Raw genomic sequence first — 20,775 nt, 5'->3', positions numbered from 1 at the left:
AAAGTCTTAAACACCATCTATATATGAAACTTGAAAGATTAACTAACGAACAAGAGCAGAAGATGCTACAAGTACGCGACTTCTGGCTTAACTACATCTTTTCCTGCAAGACGGCCATAAACAAAGATGCTGCTAAGATTGGCATCGATTGGCTGTATAATTCTATCGGAAAGAAAAGCCCTGTCGTTATTTACGTGGACAGCCCAATGGGGTGCCAGTATGCAGTCGCTTACCTGAAAGAAATTATTAAGGTTATTGGTGTGAATTCATCAACGGATCAGGTCAGGGCTCAGGTCAGGGCTCAGGTCGTGGCTCAGGTCTGGGCTCAGGTCGTGGCTCAGGTCGGGGATCAGGTCAGGGCTCAGGTCTGGGATCAGGTCAGGGATCAGGTCAGGGCTCAGGTCGTGGATCAGGTCGGGGCTCAGGTCGTGGCTCAGGTCGGGGATCAGGTCGGGGTAGAATATACAAGTTTTACCGGCTACGCCGGCGGGAGCATCTATGATTACGGTTGGGTATCATTCTATGACTTCTTTACGCAGGTTGGAGTGATTGACCATGCAGGATTTAACCAGTTTAAAAGTGTGCTATTGTCAGGCATATACGACATGATACAGCTGGAAGGATTCTGCATTGTATCATCGCTTCCTTCAAAGATCATACGCAACGCAGAAGGTAGGCTGCACAATCCTAACGGGCCGGCAATTGAGTTTGCAGACGGATATGCACAGCATTATGTGAATGGGCGGGCATTACCATCGTGGATTTGGGAAAAGGCAGCAGCTGGCCAGATTACTAAAGAGATGTTCCTGCGTGAGCCAAACAGCGAAATAAAGGGCGGAATATACGAGGTTCTCGGTCAGAAGAGGATGATGGATTTACTGGGCGCTATTGAGATAGATAGCTGTACTATCACTCACCGAAATGGTGATTTGGAAACTGTTACACTGCTTAAGACATCAGAACTATTTGAGGAGATAGATGGTCAGCCGTTTGCCTGGGTGAAGATGGTTTGCCCGTCTACAGGTACACAATACCTGCAAGGAGTAGACCCTCATCATACGGATGCCCTTACGGCAATCGCGTCTCTATCTCCTTTCAAGCCAGAGGATTACTCTTTCGACTTGCGTTCATAAATTATTCACTTCTCAAAACATATAATCATGACAAACAATTTACGTGGTCACCAGGGTGACGTGCAGTTTGCTTCCATTCAATCTATACCATCCAGTGCTAAACGTGTGCTGAATAAGCCAATCGCATTAGGCGAGCATTCAGGTCACATGCATGTGATAACAGGGGATGTTGAAATGCTGGAAGCTGAAGGTAGAATCATATGCGTTGTAGGGCCTGATGGCGCCAGGATTCAGCATGTTCACGAAAGTAATTTCAGTGAGAAGGACTATGAGAGCAGCAAAGAGCTACCACAGGCTGACCATGGAAGTCACCTGCTGCCAGAGGGTACATACGAGTTCTATATCCAGAATTCATATAACCCTTACTCTAAACTGATGGAAAGAGTAATCGACTAAAGTTTCATAGGGAATGAACGCCCGGATGTTTCTACACTGGGCTATCCTTCTCATAATTATTACTACCATGTCTACTATATACTTATACGCTCAGCTTACACTTTTGGTATCTGCACTGGTTGCAGCTATTTATTTAATAGTTAAAAACGGGAAAGCACCATGGAAGCAATAATTAATATACTCTGCTGCCTCGGCATCATCTGTCTGTTTGTGATACTGGATAGGTATGGCGTACGTGTGGTATTGCGTAGGCACGTGAAGGTAACAGGGGTGCCTAAGGTTACTAAAATTCAAATGAACTGATATGCCTGGAACCCTTAAGGTCACATACTGCGGCGTACTGATAATGTTCTGTAGGTATGAGACGCCAATTGGTCGGCAGGCAATTTTATCACTTATAACCGCATTATATGCTACACAGGAATATACTGTTGCAATTATACCTGACGAGTGTACAACCTCCGAAGTACTCGCGCAACTCTCGAATTGTCGAGAGGCTGAAGCTTATTGCAGGGGGTTTGGTATTCGCCGCGCTGGTGATCATACCGCTGGTACTGTGGATGTGGCATAACTGAGTTTTGGGATTAACAACCCTCGCCGGTGGGGCAATGCCGGCAACTATTATTATGTCTGAATTACAATATAGAAAAGTTGAGCGTAAGAAGGCGCGAGTTCGCCTTGGATTGTCTGGTCCAGCTGGATCAGGGAAGACACTGACTGCTCTGCTTATAGCGTACGGTATTACAGGTGACTGGTCTAAGATAGCGCTGATAGATAGTGAAAACGAAAGTGCCGACCTGTACGACCAGAAGTACCTGCCAGAATACGGGCTCACGGTAGGGGAGTTTAACGTAATCCCACTGTCAGCTCCTTATCACCCTGACAGGTATATCCAATCTATTGATCTGTGTCTGAAGCATGGAGCAGAGGTGATTATCATTGACAGCATTACCCATGAATGGAATGGCGTCGGTGGTTGTCTTGAGTTACATGATGTAGAGGTGTCAAAACAAAGAACGCAAAATGGCTTCACGGCTTGGGCAAAGGTAACCCCACTACATCAAAAATTTGTTGACAGGATACTCACCGCGCCTGTGCATATTATTACTACGGTACGAAGCAAGTCAGACTATATACTCACCGAGAAAAATGGTAAGCAGGTGCCACAGAAAGTAGGCATGGCTGCACAGACTCGTGAGGGTTTCGAATATGAATTAACGGTCTCACTGGACTTGGATATCAATCACCTGGCATTATCTAGTAAGGACCGAACTGGACTATTCGCTGACAAGCCAGCGTTTGTGCCAAACGTAATGACAGGTAAGGCTATACGTGATTGGTGCGATCTCGGTGTAACCGAGTCAATTAAGCGACTGCCTATCACAGATGCCATGCTTGATAAGGCCATTGAACGGATCGTTAATGGAGAGCATGGCATCAAAGAAAAAGTAAAATCAACCTATTCTCTCACCGATGACCAGCGCAAAAAACTGGAAGAAGCCAAACCTAAAGCTGCTTAAAATGGGACAGTCAAAAGAAATATTCGCTGAAGAGCGCAACGAGTCTAAGCGCTCACTATATGATATCCGCCAGGATAATCTTACACTCCTTGCCTTCATCGATGCTGCTGACGGTGAACTGGACGAAGCAGCCATGGAGGAGCTGACTATCAACAGGGAGGAATTCCAGCAGAAAGCCATTGCCTACGGGTTTGCTATCCGGAAACTTGAAGCTGATGCTGAGGTAGTGGCACAGGAAATAAAGCGATTGCAAGCTCGGGAAGCAGCATTCCTGAAGAAGGCAAAAAAGTTAGAGCAGATAGTACTGGAAGCCATGACGGAGTTCGGAGAGGTTAAGGTCCAGAATGAGTTGCTGACACTCAGCATCCGCAAGTCTTCGCCGGTAGAGTTGTCGGAAACGTGCCATGATGACATCATCAGGTATTGTTCAGTCACCGCATTCATTACGCCTGGAAAAGAAGATGAAGCCATAGCTGCAGGAGTTACTTCTGAGGTATTGGCAACCTTGAATATTAAATCAACTATCAGCAAAACGCGTGTCGCCAGCCTGATCAAAGAAGGTATTACATACCCAGGTGCTGCAATAGTTGAGCGTAAATCACTCCAAATCAGATGAGAGTATTAGTTGCATGCGAGTACTCTGGGAGGGTTAGAGATGCCTTTTCTCAAAGAGGGCACTTCGCTCTCAGTTGCGATCTGCTCGCAACTGAGAGCGAAGGAAACCACTATCAAGGCGATGTAAGGGATATTCTTCATGAAGAATGGGATTTGATAATAGCCCATCCGCCGTGCACATATCTCACACGTGCTGGCGTGGGATGGTTGTATCATGATAGCAAGACAATGACTATAGATAGCAGAATGGCCGAGGTAAAGAAGGCCAGGGACTTTTTTATGTTGTTGTTAAATCACCGGGCCCCTCGCATTTGCGTTGAGAATCCCGTACCTCATAAACTTGCCGGGTTACCTGCCTATACACAAGTTATCGAACCATGGTGGTTTGGCGAGTCTGAGAGAAAGAAGACCTGCTTATGGTTGAAGGGGTTACCAAAACTGAATGGACTACCCGAAGTGGCGGCTAACCCTTTGAAATATATTCCGGGCCCGGTATTTACAGACAAGTCGGGTAAGAAAAGATACTACACTGATTCGCAACCTAACACACCTGATAGGTGGAAAGAGCGTAGCAGGACTTTTAAAGGCATAGCTAATGCTATGGCAAATCAATGGGGATAATGAAATCTTTACGACCATATCAGACAGAGGCCATCACCGCCGTAGCTCAGAAGGTAGCAGCTGGTAAGCGTCGTATCGTTTTCCAGCTGGCTACCGGCGGCGGGAAGACCGTCACCTTCTCAGGTCTTAGCCAGCGGTGGCTGTCCAAGCAGTCCAGTAAGGTGCTGATCCTGGTGCACCGGTCGGAGCTACTACATCAGGCACGCCGGACTCTATACGATTGGTATGAGATAATCGGTCATCCGGTAGTAGCTGGGCAGAAATATTTACCAAATGTTCCGGTATATACCGCTATGGTAGAGACGGCGTATAACCGTCTACGTAAGAACCCGAACTATTTCGGTAATGTGGGACTGGTAATAATCGATGAATGCCACCTGGGAAACTTCAAGAAGATGCACCAGTACTTCCCGGATGCAGTTATCATCGGATTCACCGCTACACCAATTAGCGCCAGCAAGAAGGAGCCGTTAAAGGATCTGTATGAGGACATAGTATGCGGGATAGATATACCTGATCTGATTACCTCTGGCGCTCTGGTAAGGAATCAGACCTATCATATCAAGAACATCGACCGTAAGACCCTGAAGATTAAGGGCGGAGAGTTCGATGATAAGCAGATGGGCAATGAGTTCTCCAAGGCCAGACAGGTGAGTAATACCGTAGAAGGATACCGTAAGCACTGCGAGGGAAGCAAGGCGGTTGTGTTTAACTGTAATGTCGAGCATAGCAAGATTGTCACCCAGGCCTTTATAGATGCCGGCTATCCAGCCCGACACCTGGATGCTACCTGTGGTGATGCTTTCCGGAAAGAGTGCCTGCAATGGCTGAAGGATACACCTGGCGCGATCCTGAATAACGTGGGTATTTTGACGACGGGATTCGACGAGCCGGGCATATCCACCGTGATCGTGAACAAGGCAACCACCAGCCTACCGTTGTGGTTGCAGATGACCGGCCGAGGCAGTAGGCCATTCCCAGGTAAGGAATTATTCACCATACTGGATATGGGCGGAAATGCCCTTACGCATGGCGACTGGTGTGCTGTTCGTGATTGGGAGTTTATGTTTCATAACCCGGATAAGCCATCTGATAAAGAAGGAGTCGCGCCAGTGAAGTCTTGCGACCATTGTGAGGCTATCGTTCACGCTTCAGTAACTACCTGCCCGGTTTGCGGCGGTGATCTGAAGAAGGCCATGCGGATAGATTCTGCGCTGGCAGAGTTTGAACTGCTGACGGAAGAGCGTCCATTGCTTATCGCTGTAGATGAAGTAATCAGCACTACCGCTGCTGCCGGATATAACTCTTACGCCGCCCTACACAGGATCAAAGATACCATCATATCAAAGGCTCGTAGGAGCTGGCGTGTTAAAGAGCTTACCGATTCGGTTACGGAGAAACTGCACGCCATGTATCAGGAGAAGGTTAAAGACTGGTGTCACGCCAATGACAAGGGATATAACCAGTGGCACAAGGAAACCACACGGCAGTGGTTTGAAGAAGCATTAAATAAAGTATTTACCAATCAGCAACAGGTAGCATGACCACGATCAGTATATACAGCAATATTAAGCAGGTGAAGGGAGACAATGAAATCCCTGTAGATCTGCTGTTGGAGAACATCAGGGACGGTAAGTACCAGGATGATGTGCTGGCTGTACGCAATGGGCAGAAGGATAAGACCAACCTGGTAGCTGTATGTATGTCAGGCAGGTTCAGTGAGCGCCGCATTACGGGGCTTATTAAACACTCGGGTTTCCTGTGCATTGATATAGACGATGTAGATCCGGAGGAGGTAAAATCCCTCCTGTGTGTCGACCGGTACGTTTACGCTGCCTTCGTATCCGCCGGCGGAAAAGGTCTGGCGGTGATGTTCAAGATCAATCCGGACAAGCATGCTGACGCCTTCGAAGGCCTGCAGGAATATCTGTACACGAATTACCACATCGTAGTAGACCCTTCCTGCAGGGATGTGTCACGTGCACGGTTCGTTTCCTGGGATCCGCACCTGTATCTGAATGAGCAGTCGGACCGCTTCGTGCAGTACCCTAAGAAACAGCCGGCGTCCCTACGTAAGGTGCAGGAGGTAGTCTTCGTGCAGAACGACTTCGAGTCTATCGTCCAGGAGATCGAATCCCGTAGGATTGACCTTACCGGTGATTACCAGGCATGGCTGCGAATTGGGTTTGCCCTGGCTGATAAGTTCGGACAGAACGGCCGGCAGTATTATCACCGTATCAGCCAGTTTCACCATAAGTATAAGTATGAGCTGGCAGATCGCCAGTATACTAACTGCCTAAAGGCTGGCCGGTCCGGTGTTACCATCGCCACATTCTACTACTATGCCAAGCAGGCGGGTCTGCAAACTGTATCAGCCAGGACACAGAAGATAGCCACCGTTGCCAGGAATATTAAAAAGTCCGGTAGCACCAAAGCGGAGGCGGCCAAGATGCTTAAGGATGCTGACGGTATCGACGCTGAGGAATCCGGCCCCATAATCGACCAGGTTTGGGCTGGTGCCGCTGTGGAGAATGATGACAGCTTGATCACCCAGGTGGAGGAATGGTTAAGGTATAATTACAGCCTGCGTAGGAATGTGATCACCCGCTTTATTGAGGTGAACGGGGTGCCAATCGAGGACCGTGATATGAATACCATCTGGAAGGAAACGGCTAAGGTGTATGACAAGGTGAGTAAGGATATGGTGCGTAATATCATCCATTCAAATTTTACTGAGGACTATAATCCATTTGATGAGTTTTTCGAACGGTACCAGCACATCCGCCCAACCGGAGTAATTGACGAATACTTTTCCTGTATTCAGTCCGATACGGGTATGGAGGAAGGTAGTGAATTCTTTCCGGACTTTGTTCAGTACTATGCCAAGCGCTGGCTGGTAGGTATGATTGCGACTTTATATGGTAAGCCATCACCATTAATGATGGTGCTGTCTGGGGAGATAAATACTGGTAAAACAGAGTTTTTCCAGCGTATGCTGCCGGCTGAGTTACAGCAGTATTTCGCTGAATGTAAGATGGAACGTGACAAAGACGACGATGTACTGATGTGTAAGAAGATACTGATTTTCGACGATGAGCTGTCTGGCAAGAATAAGAAAGAGGAGGCAAAGCTGAAATCTATCCTGTCGAAACAGAACATCACCGTGCGGGAACCTTATGCCCATGCATCCGTCACCATGAAGCGTATCTGCACATTCTGTGGCACCACTAACCATAAGGAGATATTGCGTGATCCCACAGGGAACAGGCGCATCATTCCTGTCAATGTGCTATCCATTGACTTCACCAGGATTGATGAAGTGGATCGCATTGAACTGATAATGGAGGCTTACTGGCTATTTAAAGAAGGGTTTAAGTGGGAGCTTAATAAGGAGGATATAGAGCGCTTGAATGCCCATACTACCGGGTTTGAGAACTACAGTAGCGAATATGAGTTATTGCTAACTCACTTCGAGTATGTGCCAGATAATGTATATAATCCATCTGGTATATGGATGACATACGCTGACATCATAACCTACCTGGAAAGGTATTCTACTGTTAGAGTTAACAGAGAGCAGTTAATGAAAGAAGCAAATAGATTAGGGTGGAAGTCAAAGCTAAAAACAGTTAATGGCAGTACGGCACGTCGTGTGTGCCTGGTGGAAACTAAACCGCGTCCGGTTTTTTAGCCAATAACAGCCAATAACTGTAAAATAACGGTGGTGTTATTGCTGTAATGTAATACAGTGGCTGCATTACAGAAGAATAACAGGAATAACACTAAATTCTTAAAAGTTAATAGGAATAGTGGTTAGTAGTAAAATGGGTATATATAACCGATATATCAAAATATATAGTCCATATATCCTATAGCTTTAAAATAGAATGGTATTTCTATAAAAGTTTAGTAAAGTGGTGTTATTGGTGTTATCCTGTTATTTTAAGCCACAGTAAAGAGTTTCAGCAATAACATAGGGGTGTTACTGGTGTTATTGGCTAATAGAGAGTAAATGTCAAACCGTCACGACAAGGTGACACAACAAAAGATATATATGCCCAGAAAATCAAAAGAAGAAGAACTGCGGGACTGGCTGCGCGAGATGAAGCCCTTCCTTATTGAGGTCAACATGATCGCTTACATCTCGCACGCGGTGCTGCTGGCCGTAGACTACAACGACGCGGTGCGGAAGATGGAGGCGCAGTACCCCGGAGTAGATACCAGGATTATTAACCAGTTAACAACAGTTGTTATTTAAACGCTACCAGCAGCGATACTGGTAAACAAAATGAGCAAGGAATCAAGATTTAAGGACCGAATAAAATCAGCATTCTTAGGCCGTACTGATTATTTGCAGATTCGTGATGACTACATGGAGATATGGACTGCAATGATTGTAGACGACACCTTCATGAGAGCATCATCGGCAAGACAATTTAAACTGGTATCCAGGATATATATCATGCTAAAAGTAAAGAAGTATGAAAGAATCGCAACTACAAGCGCGCTGCTATCAATGGGCACATAACACCTACCCGCAGCTGCGTGGCCTCCTGTTCGCGGTGCCTAACGGCGGCACCCGAAACGTACGGGAAGCCATGGCGCTGAAAGCAACCGGCGTGGTGCCTGGCATTCCGGACATGGTTTGCCTGTATGGCGGTAGGCCTGTAGGCTTTGAGCTTAAGGCTGATGCCGGCAGAACATCTAAGGAGCAGGAGAAGATACACCAGGTGTGGCAGGCTGCCGGCATCGAAGTGTACCTGGTCCGAGACGAAGAAACATTTCAATCACTTATAAAATCAATAGTACAATGAGCGACCAAGCTAAAATCACCCTCACTGGAGAAGTCCAGAGCGTTAAAGACGCTGTCATTATTGGAAACTTCGAAAAGCGCGAACTGTGGCTGAAGGAGACCACAGGTGACTACCCACAAACGTACTGTATCGAGTTCCACCAGAACAACACTAGCCTGCTGGATAAGGTTAACAAGGGCGATCATGTAGAGATAGGTATTAACCTGCGCGGCCGGCACTGGACAAAGGATGGCCGAGAAGGGGTAATGAATACCCTGCAAGGATGGCGTATTAAGGTAACTGAAAAGGGCGGCGCGGGAGCGACAGCACAGCAACCGGCAGCACCTGTGGCAGCACCCGCCGCCGAGACTTCTGACGACTTACCATTCTAACCATGAGCACCTGGACTACAATCGTTAGGGCCATAGATCCGTATACCGGCACATTCCGTGAATTCTGTGGTCCTAACGTTCAGGCGCCAACGAAGGCTCTAGCTGCTGAGTACTGCCGGCAAAACTACCTGGGACACAACCGAATTGATTACGATAACCAAAACAACTAATGAAAGTACTCGCACTTCTAAATAAGCACTCCGGCTGCGACTATCACCGTATACGCCTGCCACTGGAATACCTCCACGAGGCGGGGTATATCTCAGGAGTTACTGCACCGACGCAGGAAGAACAACTGGCGCAATGTGACATCCTGTATTATAACCGCATACCATACGGCGTATCTATGGAGACAGTCCTGGCGCTGCGGAGGAAGCACGGCTTTAAGATCGTCGTAGATGTAGATGACTACTGGAAGCTGTACCCAGGGCACATGCTGACTGCTGTATGGAAGTCGCAGGAAATGGAGTGGAAGATCGTCCAAAGCCTTACCGCCGCCGACGCAGTTACCTGCACCAGCGACCGCCTGGCCGAGAAGGTGCGTACGTATAACCGGAACGTGTACGTGGTGCCCAATGGGCTGCCATTTGGCGAAGGGCAATTTACCCGTAATATACCGGGGCCAGAAGGTCTAACCCGATTCGTGTATGCCGGCGGTGGCTCGCACCTATGGGACGTCCGGCTGCTGCGAAATACAGCCCGCAGGTTGGCACGTGAGCCATTTACAGGTGAGCTGGTGCTGGCCGGTGTCGCAGAAGGGATTAAAATATACGACGACATGGCGCTGGCTATGTCTGCCAATGGCGCATTGAAGCAGTTCAGGACAGAGAACCACCTGCCATTGGATAGCTACATGGATCTGTATAGCCATGGGGATGTAGCGCTGGCACCGCTGGTAGCCAACGACTTTAATGCCTGCAAATCCAACCTGAAAGTAATAGAGGCCGGCTGTAAGGGTATGCCGATCATATGTAGCAATGTGCCTCCATACCGTGATGACGATAACCCGCTGATCATGCGAGTGGACACCCCCAGCGACTGGCACAGGTGGATACGCTACTGCGAGTTTAACCCGGCCTTCGTTCAGGATACTGGTGAGGCGATGCACGAGTTCGTGAAGCGAAACTATGAGCTGAGAATATTGAATTTCCTGCGCCTTGAAGCGTTCAAATCTGTACTATGAATAGAGATGCAATCATCGACCAATTTGCCCGCGATCCGGAATACAAGGCCATCTGTTTGCAGGTGGCCGGTGATCCGGTTGATGCGGATGACCTCTACCAGGAGCTGTGCCTGTTTGTGCTGGAAATAACAGAGGATAAACTGCGCCGGCTGAATGAGTCGTGCCTGAAGTGCTTCTTCTATCGCATGGCGCAGAAGCAGTTCAATAGTAAGACCAGTGCCTACCATAAGAAATTCCGCCGTGATGGTATGATAGTACGTCAGCATGCCGAGGACATCAACCAGGCCTGGACGTGTGGCGGCTTCCCAGAAGATCTGTTAAGTAAGACACAGAATGCGCTGGACGAGGCGTATTGGTATGATGCTGGGGTGATGAAGTTGTACGTGCAACATGGGACGCTTAAGGCGGTCAGCGAGCTGACAGAGATACCAATAAAATCGCTCCATAATACCATCACCACCGTGCGTAAGGTCGTGCGGAAAAAAGTTAGAAAGTATGAATAACCTACTGATCATCTTTGGCTCCGCATGCATCGCGGTCATCTTCGTAGAGCAGCGAATGTACATGCCTGTGAAGCGCATGATTCGCTCCGACATGTCTAAGCGGGTTAAGCCGCTGGACTGTGCCCTTTGCCTTGCCTGGTGGCTCGGAATAATTTCTTCCATTTATTTTGAAAAAAACACGCTCGAAGTAATATATATAGGTGCAGGGGCTGCGATATCCGCAGTTGCCATAACCAAGCACCTTCAAAAATGAATTTTACAGAAGACCATATCAAGATACTCGAACAACACAAGGGTCACTGGATCACTCTCCGTGATGCCGGCTTTATCCAGAATCTGGACCGAACAGTATTCGACCAGCTACAGCAGGTCCATAACGAAGCGATAGGCGTTGAGCATTTCAGCCATTGGTGTGGCTCCTGTGTCGCAGAGATGGTAGGCAAGGTTTATAAAGCCTATGACCGATACCTCGCTAAGCAGGCCACAGATAAACCAGCCAAACCACCTAAACCATCAGGCAATGGGAAGTAACTATATACATCCAACAGCGGTCATAGGCCCGAACGTGACCATGGGTACCGGCAACTACATCGGCCCGTACTGCGTAATTGGAATGCCGGCGGAACATCGCGGAAAGTGGGACCCGGCGAATCCGGGAGATGTGGTCATCGGTGATAACTGCCGTATTACTGGTCATGTTACCATTGACGCTGGGATGGAAGGGTACACCTATATAGGTGACAACGCTTTCATCATGAAGCACGCGCATGTTGGGCATGATGCGCAAATCCACAACGATGTAACCATTTCCTGCGGTGCCAAGATCGGGGGACATACGGTGGTAGAACACCACGCCACCATTGGCCTAAACGCTGTTATTCACCAGCGACACCACATTGGCGCTATGTCTATGATTGGCATGGGGGCTGTGGTTCCTCTGAAAGTTGAAATTGATGAAGGAGGAGTATACGCTGGTAACCCTGCCAGGTATATCCGACAAAATATCATACCATGAAAGTAGCAGTGCTAATGCTCAGTTATGAGCGATATGATACGTTTAAGATGGTGCTGGATCACAACCTGAAGAATGCCGGCCACCCGTTCGACTTGTTCATATGGGACAATGGTAGTCAGGATTACAGGGTTAAGCAATTGGCCCGCTCTATCCATCCATACTCACTTTACCTGAGTGATAATAATGTAGGTATTGCGAAGGCGCTGAATATAATGATGGATACTGCAATCAGGTTACATAAATACGATGCCGTTCACTTCATGGCCAACGACATCCTGGAATCTAAGAACTGGCTGAGCGATAAGGTTAAATACTTGAAGGCAATACCAGAATCAGGAATGATCAGTATCTGTCCAGGCGAGCATATGTACCCATACGGGGAGATCGCCGGGCGCCCGGCATTTGTGGGCGATGTGATCGGGAACTGCATGATCAGCCGGCAGGTGTATGATGCAGTAGGTAAGTTCCGGGAGGACTTCGGCAGGTATGGGCCAATCGACAACGACTATAATGTCCGATGCCAGATGAAGGGCTTTGTCAACTACTACATACCTGGCAAGTCCACACACCTGGATGATCACAACAATACTCTGTATGGGTATGATAAGGCAGCATCAGTACAGGCTACCTGGCCGGTACATGTCGCCAGTATCCAGGAATACATCAATAATCCCGGCAGGGTGTATATAGCGCCTGACGGAGAAACCACCATGAACATGGCAGAGTATGTGCCATAAGAAACCACTCACGAAGGAAGAGGCTAACCAGGCGCTATACTGGATCAGGCATAACCGTCAGCGGAAAGCGTTCCGCCGGCGCAATGAATGCCGGGCCTACTTCTGTACTGAGTGCCATTGTTTTCATTTAACCTCAAAGAAGAATAAAGATGTCTGGAAGTAAACCGCGCTTTGAACCAGTAGAGCTTCAGAGCTTATGGGAGGAGTATAAGCGAGATTGTAACAACCATAGGGTTGAAGAGGTAAGTGCAGGCAAGGTTGTGAAATTGTTACGACCGCGCGTGTACACTTTAGAGGAATTCCAGGCACGACTCCCGTTATCCCGTCAGGCCTGGTCGGAGTATTGTAAACGCGAAAGATATGAGGCGATTTGTGAAACAATTTCCTTCGAAGTAGAAGCGCGTAAACGGGCGGCCCTGGTGAACGGCGGTGGCAGCACTACCGGTTTGATATTCGACCTGAAGTGTAACTATGGCTGGCAGGATAAGCAGGTGGTAGAGCAGACCGTGCAGATCAACAGCGTTGATGTACGCTTATTACCGGCTATTAACAACGCGCCTATAGCGTCCAGCGAAAAGGATGTAGATGTATAATGTTTGAGGTAGGGCCACTATATGAAGCTAATCTGGATGCCATCGATGACGTGATAGTTAACCAGGGCGGCACCTCGTCAGGTAAGACGTACAGCATTTTGCAGGTGCTATTTACCAAGGCGATACAGGAGCCGAACCAGGTAATCACCATTGTTGGTCAGGATATTCCGAATCTGAAGAAGGGTGCGCTGCGCGATGCCGAAACCATTATCGCCGGCAGTAGAGAACTGCAAGGGTTCATTACTGACTACAACCGTACCGATCGTGTGTTTAAGTTCTGGAATGGTTCCGTGATGGAGTTCACCAGCTACCAGAACGCACAGGACGCCAAGTCAGGTAAGCGTGATTACCTGTTCGTTAACGAGGCTAACGGTATCGCCTACTCAATATATCAGGAGTTGGAAATGCGTACACGCAAGCAGGTGTATATCGACTACAATCCGAATGCTGAGTTCTGGGTGCATACGGAAGTCCTCGCCGGCAAGAGCGTGAAACTTCTGATCAGTGACCACCGACATAACCCTTTCTGCCCGGATAAGATTCGGGAGAAGATTGAGGCCTTGCGGTTTAAGGATCACGAGTTGTTCAAGGTTTACGGTCGTGGTCTGACCGGTAAGATTGAAGGTCTGATATTCCGTAACTGGAACCTGGTGGACGAGATACCGAAAGAGGCTACGCTGGTAGCGCATGGTCTGGACTTCGGATTTACGAACGACCCGACTGCATGTCCTTCGGTGTATAAGTTTAACGGGGAACTGTGGGTTACGGAGCGGTTCTACGAAACCGGCATGACAAACCCTGTTATCGCCGATCGTATGCGACAGGTGGGCATCCGAACTACCGATGAAGTAGTGGCGGACAGTGCTGAGCCGAAGAGCATCACCGAGCTTACTAACTACGGGTTCAATGTATGGGCTGCGAACAAGGGTGCTGACAGCGTGAAGAACAGTATTGATATCCTGAAGCGCTGGACGATGAACATTACTAAGGACAGCACCAACCTGCGGCGGGAGCTGAATATGTACAAATGGCGACAGGACAAGGACGGCAAGACGCTGAACGAGCCTGTCGATTTTAACAACCACCTTATCGACGCCCTGCGGTATGTAGGGTTGAACAAGTTGGGCAATAACAATAACGGACGATATGTCCTTAGCTAATACAATATGCCGATACCACCACCACCACCAGTCCCCCCGCGCATCCCTGATAGGCCTAAGATCAGGTATATAAGTATTTTCAGGCCAGCGGAAAAGATACCATTAACTGCTGTGTTCATTGGGATGGGCAACGACAATGGTTCTTCTGTATTTTATTATGAAATAATTGAATATGTGGAATAGAATTACAGTAGGTAAATTCCAGGAGCTGTACGATATCCTGCAAGGTAAGAACTTCGACAGCGACATCGCCCGCGATATCGCGCTGCTCTCCGCATTGGAGGGCAAGCCGGCAGACTATTATGAGGACATGCTGGTAACCGACTTCCGGAAGGAGAAGGAAAAGTTATCGTGGTTATCCTTATCGGATATCCCGGCAGTACCTATTCCTTCCCGGCTGAAGGTGAATGGCAGAGAGTACCAGATAGTGTATGAGTTTGACCAGCTGAACGCTGGCCAGTTTATTGACGTGGTATCCGTGTCCAAGACTCCGGAGGAGAATATACTGAACATGCACAAATTACTGGCGGCTATCTGCCTACCAATCAGGAGGAAGAAGTTTTGGGGCATCACGAGGGGCGAGGCTCTGGGGAAGTATGGCGACATCCCATTCCACCAGGTAGCCGAGGACATGTTGTCTGTTCCTATACTCCAAGCCCAGGCAGCGGCCCTTTTTTTTTATCGTGTTTGGGAGGAATATTTAAGAGTTATTCCGGGCTGTTTGGAGAGAAAAGTGCAGCAGGGGAGGACGCTAACGGAGATGGAGGGGGCGATGTATCTGGCAGCGCTTTCCACGAGAGATGGGGCTGGATAATGAACACAAAGGAGGTTGCCGCTTTTGAGGGTATACCGGTGGCACAGGCATATGACCTGTCGGTAATTAACTATCTGAATGATCTGGCCTACCTGAAGGATAAGGCTAAGTATGATAAATTATTGCATGACCAATGGCAACGGAAACACAACGGCAACAGGCTCTAATTGATGACGGATTCCTGGACAACCTAGGAACAGACAGTGGTTCCGATCTGGACCTGACGCCGGTAGAGAAGATATTTGTAAAGTGGATGGGGCAGTTGCTCCTGGCATTCCAGAACAATCTGAACACGCTGAAGGATGGCCGGGAAATATCCGCCAGCGGAAACCTGTCTGAATCGATCCGTGTAGAATACAACTTCGAGGGTAATGCATACGAGGCGGTGTTCTATATGGCTGACTATGCCGATTACGTCGATAAGGGCGTGCGCGGTATTGGCCCAAACAACCGGAATAACACCAGCCCTTACCGGTTTAAGCACGCTTTCCCGTCTAAGAACATGCAGAAGGCGCTGTTATTATGGGTGAGGCAGAAGAATATAGTAGAGAATAATATGCCGCAGAAAGGGCTAAAAGGTCGATTTACGCGCAACTACCTCCGTAACAAGATGCGGGCACAGGATCTGGCTATCCGGCTGGGAGTTGGTATCCTCCGGCACGGTACCCGGGCCACCAATTTCAAGCAGGAAAGTCTGGATGAAGTGATGGCGCAGATGGAGGCAGAGATGCAGAAGGCCCTGTCAAATACAATTGTTGTTAACATTCAGAAGGATTTCAGATGATCACCATAGTATCTACCCCGCAGAAGTTTACGCCGGCCTTCAATCCGGTGGTATTCGCATTAACATCAGATAACTACGCACTGCCAGGCTTCCAATATGTGGCCGATGTGTATTCAGGCGCCGGCCAGTTGCTGGCTACATTGAAGTATCAGCCACCGGTAACCGGTACCGATGCTGTAGTGATCGATCTGGCTAAGATGCTCAGCGATCTGGTAGGATCTAACTACCTGCGGATTGACAGTACCATATCGCCGGCAATCGTCGCCCAGGGTGGTGGCTGTGTTGCTGATTACAGTGTTCAGTTTGGAGAACAGTATAGTGGGGTCATTCATGGCAACCTTGCCAGTTATTCAGGGTATGTATTCAATGGCGCTATTGATCAACTTCGGTGGCCATGGTTCGACTATACCGATTATGCCAATACGAAGTTTCTTACCTTGTTCCAGCGGCAGACGGTCCGTAAGCGTGACAATATGATGCTGTCCATGCTGCAACTGGATACGGTTGCGGTAACCGGGTTTGATATCAAGGTTTACAATTCCGCCGGGACACAGACTTACACTACCACTATCTCCAACCCATACACCAGCCTGTCTAACGTACAGCATCGGGCACTACACCTGTGTGTTGGGTTCGACTATCTGTATGCTCGGCTCGGTTTTTCATCTACCATCTATAGTCAGGCAGCTTATTATACGATCGCTCCAGCGGGAGGTGCCGCAATGCGGATAGATTTGTATAGCCAGTGCGAGCGTTTCCCAGGCGTAAGGCTCCGGTTCCTGAACCAGCTGGGCGGATTTGATTCCTTCAACTTCATGCTGGATCAGAAGGCCAGCCAAAGCACTGAGCGTAAACAGACCCTCCGGCAACCCGGTAATCGGGCTACCGGTTACGATGCGGGAAATAGAAGATTTGAGGTGTTGAATAGGAACTATTACACCAGGACTGTAAAGAAGCTAAAAGCAATCAGCGACTACCTTACAGATGATGAGAGTAAACTGCTGGGCGATATGCTGGATAGTCCGCTTGCTTACCAGGAGGCCGATGCTACTGAGTTTGGCGGTACCGGTATTGTGCTCCTACCGGTGAACATAAAGACAACAGACTACGAGCAGAAGAAGTCCAGGGTCGATAAACTGTTCAACCTGGAGGTTGATCTGGAAATATCTACGGACAACTACCGGCAGGTAATTTAGCCAGCCGGAGAAATATTAATATCAAGATAGCAGTTTAAAGCCGAGCATATTCTAACCAGAGTATTGATTTCAAAGTTACTCTTGCCTAGCTCTATATCTGCTATCGTGGCCTGCCTTAAGGCTGATGACTCGGCCAGCTCGGACTGAGTCATGCCTCTGGCTTCTCGCATTCTCTTAACATTAAGCCCGATGCTTACGAGGTGTGTTGGATGTGTCATTAAAAGATGAATTTTGGATGATTGCTAATTGGAGAGCCATACAGTTTAGTCGCGTAAGACTTACTTACCCATTTGGTCATTTGATTTTCAGCTCCTACCTTATAATATCTGGTTTTAGCTTTAATGCGCACCTGTCCATCGCTACCCTGTTCAATACCCTCTATTACATAAATGTCTGCACTCTCAAATACATCTTTAACTGAGATTTTATTTTTCATGTTATTGGTTTTATTTCATAAAGTTAATACGTTATAACGTATTAACCAAATTTATTTAGAAAAAAAAACAGCACTTCTAATATATACTATTGATGATAAGATCAACAGTCATAGTAGAAGGCTACCCGCTTGACCTCACCGAAGAGGTTGATACCGATTTTACGTACTCCATTCAGGACATACGAGAACCGGATAAGCGCACCACCGACTTCAGCAAAACCATATCCATCCCTGGCACACCGGTGAATAATACTCTGTTCGCCCACATCTTTGATCTGAACATTGAAAACACGTGGAATCCTGCTGCCGTTAACATCGGCTACAACTTCAATCCCAACAAGGTGGCCAAGGCGCTGATCCTGGTGGACGGCATCCAGATATTTAAGGGGGTGATCCGGATAATGAACATAACCAACGAGCGCGGCGCCATTACCTATGAAACAAATGTGCTGGGACGGCTGTCTGATATTCTGTTCGCTATGGGAGATAAGAAGTTGTCAGACCTTGATTTCTCCGACCTGGATGTTTCGCCGATAACTGGCACTGGCTCGAATACATTAACGCCGGCGAACATACGCTATGTGTGGGATCATCCCACGCAGTACCGTTACACGTATCCACTCATTGACTATGGGCTATCTACTGATGGCATGCACTACCCAATTCAGGGGTTCGCCCCAGCAATTTATGCTAAGGAGTACATTGACAGAATGTTCGCACAGAACGGGTTTACCTACCAGTGCGACTTCTTCAACCTGCCATACTTTAAAAGTCTGGTTGTGCCGTCTACCGAGAAGGACGGCTTCACCTCATCCAGTCCGAAGATACTGCGGTGTTCCTCCCGTCAGCGTTCCGACCAAAATAACCGCGTGGGTAAATGGCGAGAGATTGGTAACTGGTGGTATCTGAATACAGGTAATCCAGCATACTACGATAAATACGAGTTCATAACCAATACCACCACCGATGAATCCAAGGGCGTCCTGATCAAGTTCACCCGAGACCTGGAAACATCTATACAGTTCTCATTTAAATACACCTGCTCTGGCCCTGGGTACATCAACGTACGGGTCAACGGCAACGTGATACAAAACGCCAATACGGGCGTGTATGCGCTACCACATACTGAGATTATAGAAATCGCAAAGCGCCAGTTCAGCCAGGGAGACGAGGTCATGTTATCGATAGATGGACCGCCGAAGTGTAAGACCACCTTCTACGCCGATACCCTGGTTACCATGCCGTCGCCTGTTGACGACAGCGCCTATCCTGTGGATGTCGGTACAGATATCAAGCTGAACAACTTCGTCTCCAAGACGGTAAGCCAGAAGGATTTTTTCAAGTCCATAATCCTGATGCACAACTTGTACGTGTTCACTGATCCTGACAATGAGACGAATCTGTTCATTGTGCCGATGAATCAGTTCTACAGTACGGCCGCATCTGATGCGGTAGACTGGACGGATAAAATCGACTACAGTAAGGAGGTAAAGATTACTCCAATGGGAGAGCTTACCGCCCGCGACTTCCTATTTACCTATAAGGAGGACAGCGATTACTACAATGCAGATAAGTATAAGAAGGTATACAATGAGATATACGGCCAGCGGAAGTACTCAGTAGACAACGATTTTCAGAAGGATACCAAAAAGATCGAGTTGGTATTCAGCCCTACGCCGAGCGTGCAGGAAACCGGTAACTCCCGTGTGATACCGCACATCTACAAGGTTGATAAAGATGGGGTGAAATCCCGTGATGCGTTCAATATTCGCATTCTTCAGTTTGGCGGAATGATGCCATCGTATAAAATCGGCTCCAACGCATACGCCTACTGGTTCATTACAGATGCTACGGGTGCGACGATCGCTACCTACCGTGACTACCCTTACTGCGGCATGTTCGATGACCCACAGGCGCCGTCTCGCGACCTGTGTTTCGGCCCCCCCAATCAAATATTCTTCAACCCCCCAGGTGGTGTATACCCAGATGTTACCCTATTCAGGTATTACTGGGAGCAGTACATGCTGGAAATAGGGAATAAGGATAGTAAGCTATTCAAGGCATACGCCTTGTTAACCCCGGCAGATATTAACCAGCTTGATTTTAAGAAGTTGGTGAAGGTGGATAACCTGTACTACAAACTCAATAAGGTAGAAGGTTACAGCCCACTTACGAATGACGTCACTAAGGTGGAGTTATTCAAAACCATTGTTCAGGTAGAAATTGTTAAACCCGGATTTATCCTACACGAAGACGGCGGTTACCTGCTGCACGATGACGGATCATCCCGCATACCATACGCTTAACCCATGGCAGACAAAAAGATAAACCAACTGGATGACGCCGGCGCCCTTACGGTGAACGATTACGCTGTCGTGAACCAGAACCATTCAACCGGTAAAGCCCTGAAAGTCCCATTAGGAACATTGAAGCAGTTTTTTTTCGACGGTGTATCCGGCTCCGGCATCCGCGCATACTTCCCGGTAGGCGTACCGACTGTCGATTTGGGGGTTGACGGAGATATCGCATTCGATGTACAGAATCACGGTATCTATCAGAAGGTATCCGGCAGCTGGATATTGCGAGATACTTACGGCACCGAAGGTGGTGTGGCTACCTTCCGGTTTACTGCTACCTATGGCAGTGGCGGCCTGTCTGGAGACGGGAAAACCTACACCAATACTACGCTGCTACAGAACAACATAGTCCAGAATGTGCGTGTAGAGGCTGACGATTTGATTATGGTGGAAAATTTCGGGGATGTCCCCGCCTTCGATGAATGGGACTTCGACACGGATACCGGCATTATCCGATTCGGCAGCGCATTACCACCAGGTACCCGTATTACAGTCATGTACTCAATGTAATTGTTAACCTCAAATAG

The 20,775-nt window shown here is 48.1% G+C and carries 27 protein-coding genes; 25 read left to right on the top strand and 2 right to left on the bottom strand.

The features are described 5' to 3' along the window. Positions 1–23 precede the first annotated feature (23 nt). From KW844_RS28585 to KW844_RS28475, 23 genes are all read left to right on the top strand, one after another. Positions 24–1,133: a DUF6745 domain-containing protein gene (locus KW844_RS28585; protein ID WP_218380191.1), complete on the top strand. Its 1,110-nt coding sequence runs from the start codon at positions 24–26 to the stop codon at positions 1,131–1,133. A gap of 27 nt (positions 1,134–1,160) precedes the next feature. Further along, on the top strand, positions 1,161–1,529 hold the full coding sequence (locus KW844_RS28580; protein WP_218380190.1) for a hypothetical protein: 369 nt from the start codon (positions 1,161–1,163) through the stop codon (positions 1,527–1,529). Between the two features lie 159 nt (positions 1,530–1,688). Next, entirely contained in the window at positions 1,689–1,832 is a 144-nt protein-coding gene (locus KW844_RS28575; RefSeq protein WP_218380189.1) for a hypothetical protein, read from the top strand. A gap of 275 nt (positions 1,833–2,107) precedes the next feature. Then, on the top strand, positions 2,108–3,049 hold the full coding sequence (locus KW844_RS28570; protein WP_218380188.1) for an AAA family ATPase: 942 nt from the start codon (positions 2,108–2,110) through the stop codon (positions 3,047–3,049). A gap of 1 nt (position 3,050) precedes the next feature. After that, on the top strand, positions 3,051–3,665 hold the full coding sequence (locus tag KW844_RS28565) for a siphovirus Gp157 family protein (RefSeq protein ID WP_218380187.1): 615 nt from the start codon (positions 3,051–3,053) through the stop codon (positions 3,663–3,665). Further along, on the top strand, positions 3,662–4,285 hold the full coding sequence (locus KW844_RS28560) for a hypothetical protein (protein WP_218380186.1): 624 nt from the start codon (positions 3,662–3,664) through the stop codon (positions 4,283–4,285). Before KW844_RS28565 ends, KW844_RS28560 begins: the two co-directional genes overlap by 4 nt. Then, the gene (locus KW844_RS28555) at positions 4,285–5,829 is read left to right on the top strand and encodes a DEAD/DEAH box helicase (protein ID WP_218380185.1); all 1,545 of its coding nucleotides are present in this window, start codon (positions 4,285–4,287) and stop codon (positions 5,827–5,829) included. The genes KW844_RS28560 and KW844_RS28555 overlap by 1 nt, the downstream gene beginning before the upstream one ends. Continuing rightward, positions 5,826–7,976 carry a VapE domain-containing protein gene (locus KW844_RS28550; RefSeq protein WP_218380184.1) on the top strand — a complete coding sequence of 717 codons (2,151 nt, stop codon included), beginning with the start codon at positions 5,826–5,828 and terminating at the stop codon, positions 7,974–7,976. The genes KW844_RS28555 and KW844_RS28550 overlap by 4 nt, the downstream gene beginning before the upstream one ends. A gap of 321 nt (positions 7,977–8,297) precedes the next feature. Continuing rightward, on the top strand, positions 8,298–8,543 hold the full coding sequence (locus KW844_RS28545) for a hypothetical protein (RefSeq protein WP_218380183.1): 246 nt from the start codon (positions 8,298–8,300) through the stop codon (positions 8,541–8,543). 223 nt (positions 8,544–8,766) lie between these two features. Beyond that, positions 8,767–9,099, top strand: coding sequence for a VRR-NUC domain-containing protein (locus KW844_RS28540; RefSeq protein ID WP_218380182.1), 333 nt, complete (start codon positions 8,767–8,769; stop codon positions 9,097–9,099). Continuing rightward, the gene (locus KW844_RS28535; RefSeq protein WP_218380181.1) at positions 9,096–9,470 is read left to right on the top strand and encodes a DUF3127 domain-containing protein; all 375 of its coding nucleotides are present in this window, start codon (positions 9,096–9,098) and stop codon (positions 9,468–9,470) included. The genes KW844_RS28540 and KW844_RS28535 overlap by 4 nt, the downstream gene beginning before the upstream one ends. A 169-nt stretch (positions 9,471–9,639) precedes the next feature. Then, on the top strand, positions 9,640–10,653 hold the full coding sequence (locus KW844_RS28530) for a hypothetical protein (RefSeq protein WP_218380180.1): 1,014 nt from the start codon (positions 9,640–9,642) through the stop codon (positions 10,651–10,653). After that, the gene (locus KW844_RS28525; RefSeq protein ID WP_218380179.1) at positions 10,650–11,156 is read left to right on the top strand and encodes a hypothetical protein; all 507 of its coding nucleotides are present in this window, start codon (positions 10,650–10,652) and stop codon (positions 11,154–11,156) included. The genes KW844_RS28530 and KW844_RS28525 overlap by 4 nt, the downstream gene beginning before the upstream one ends. After that, the gene (locus KW844_RS28520) at positions 11,149–11,409 is read left to right on the top strand and encodes a hypothetical protein (RefSeq protein ID WP_218380178.1); all 261 of its coding nucleotides are present in this window, start codon (positions 11,149–11,151) and stop codon (positions 11,407–11,409) included. The genes KW844_RS28525 and KW844_RS28520 overlap by 8 nt, the downstream gene beginning before the upstream one ends. Further along, positions 11,406–11,687 carry a hypothetical protein gene (locus KW844_RS28515; RefSeq protein ID WP_218380177.1) on the top strand — a complete coding sequence of 94 codons (282 nt, stop codon included), beginning with the start codon at positions 11,406–11,408 and terminating at the stop codon, positions 11,685–11,687. Before KW844_RS28520 ends, KW844_RS28515 begins: the two co-directional genes overlap by 4 nt. Continuing rightward, entirely contained in the window at positions 11,677–12,171 is a 495-nt protein-coding gene (locus KW844_RS28510; protein WP_218380201.1) for a hypothetical protein, read from the top strand. The genes KW844_RS28515 and KW844_RS28510 overlap by 11 nt, the downstream gene beginning before the upstream one ends. Then, positions 12,168–12,908 (top strand): glycosyltransferase family 2 protein, encoded by a 741-nt coding sequence (locus KW844_RS28505; protein ID WP_218380176.1) that lies wholly within the window; start codon positions 12,168–12,170, stop codon positions 12,906–12,908. Before KW844_RS28510 ends, KW844_RS28505 begins: the two co-directional genes overlap by 4 nt. 149 nt (positions 12,909–13,057) lie before the next feature. After that, the gene (locus KW844_RS28500) at positions 13,058–13,501 is read left to right on the top strand and encodes a DNA-packaging protein (RefSeq protein ID WP_218380175.1); all 444 of its coding nucleotides are present in this window, start codon (positions 13,058–13,060) and stop codon (positions 13,499–13,501) included. Then, the gene (locus KW844_RS28495) at positions 13,501–14,661 is read left to right on the top strand and encodes a PBSX family phage terminase large subunit (RefSeq protein ID WP_218380174.1); all 1,161 of its coding nucleotides are present in this window, start codon (positions 13,501–13,503) and stop codon (positions 14,659–14,661) included. The genes KW844_RS28500 and KW844_RS28495 overlap by 1 nt, the downstream gene beginning before the upstream one ends. A 172-nt stretch (positions 14,662–14,833) precedes the next feature. Continuing rightward, positions 14,834–15,475, top strand: coding sequence for a hypothetical protein (locus tag KW844_RS28490; RefSeq protein ID WP_218380173.1), 642 nt, complete (start codon positions 14,834–14,836; stop codon positions 15,473–15,475). Next, positions 15,475–15,642, top strand: a complete 168-nt coding sequence (locus tag KW844_RS28485) for a hypothetical protein (RefSeq protein ID WP_218380172.1) — start codon at positions 15,475–15,477, stop codon at positions 15,640–15,642. Before KW844_RS28490 ends, KW844_RS28485 begins: the two co-directional genes overlap by 1 nt. Beyond that, positions 15,609–16,259: a hypothetical protein gene (locus KW844_RS28480; protein ID WP_218380171.1), complete on the top strand. Its 651-nt coding sequence runs from the start codon at positions 15,609–15,611 to the stop codon at positions 16,257–16,259. Before KW844_RS28485 ends, KW844_RS28480 begins: the two co-directional genes overlap by 34 nt. Then, entirely contained in the window at positions 16,256–17,455 is a 1,200-nt protein-coding gene (locus KW844_RS28475; protein WP_218380170.1) for a hypothetical protein, read from the top strand. Before KW844_RS28480 ends, KW844_RS28475 begins: the two co-directional genes overlap by 4 nt. Here KW844_RS28475 and KW844_RS29510 read toward each other — a convergent pair. Beyond that, positions 17,452–17,673 (bottom strand): helix-turn-helix transcriptional regulator, encoded by a 222-nt coding sequence (locus tag KW844_RS29510; protein WP_218380169.1) that lies wholly within the window; start codon positions 17,671–17,673, stop codon positions 17,452–17,454. The two genes, KW844_RS28475 and KW844_RS29510, sit on opposite strands and share 4 nt — an antisense overlap. Further along, a complete protein-coding gene (locus tag KW844_RS28465; protein WP_218380168.1) occupies positions 17,673–17,891 on the bottom strand; it encodes a hypothetical protein in 219 nt (72 codons plus the stop codon). Before KW844_RS28465 ends, KW844_RS29510 begins: the two co-directional genes overlap by 1 nt. Before the next feature lie 92 nt (positions 17,892–17,983). On the opposite strand from KW844_RS28465, the gene KW844_RS28460 reads away from it, so the two are divergent. Both KW844_RS28460 and KW844_RS28455 read left to right on the top strand, forming a co-directional pair. Next, the gene (locus KW844_RS28460; RefSeq protein WP_218380167.1) at positions 17,984–20,197 is read left to right on the top strand and encodes a hypothetical protein; all 2,214 of its coding nucleotides are present in this window, start codon (positions 17,984–17,986) and stop codon (positions 20,195–20,197) included. Positions 20,198–20,200: 3 nt separating this feature from the next. Continuing rightward, positions 20,201–20,758, top strand: a complete 558-nt coding sequence (locus tag KW844_RS28455) for a hypothetical protein (protein ID WP_218380166.1) — start codon at positions 20,201–20,203, stop codon at positions 20,756–20,758. Positions 20,759–20,775: the final 17 nt, after the last annotated feature.

It is taken from the genome of Chitinophaga sp. sic0106 (assembly GCF_019219075.1).
In the GTDB taxonomy this organism is placed as follows: Bacteria; Bacteroidota; Bacteroidia; order Chitinophagales; family Chitinophagaceae; genus Chitinophaga.
This window is presented reverse-complemented; position numbering and strand designations above follow the sequence as displayed.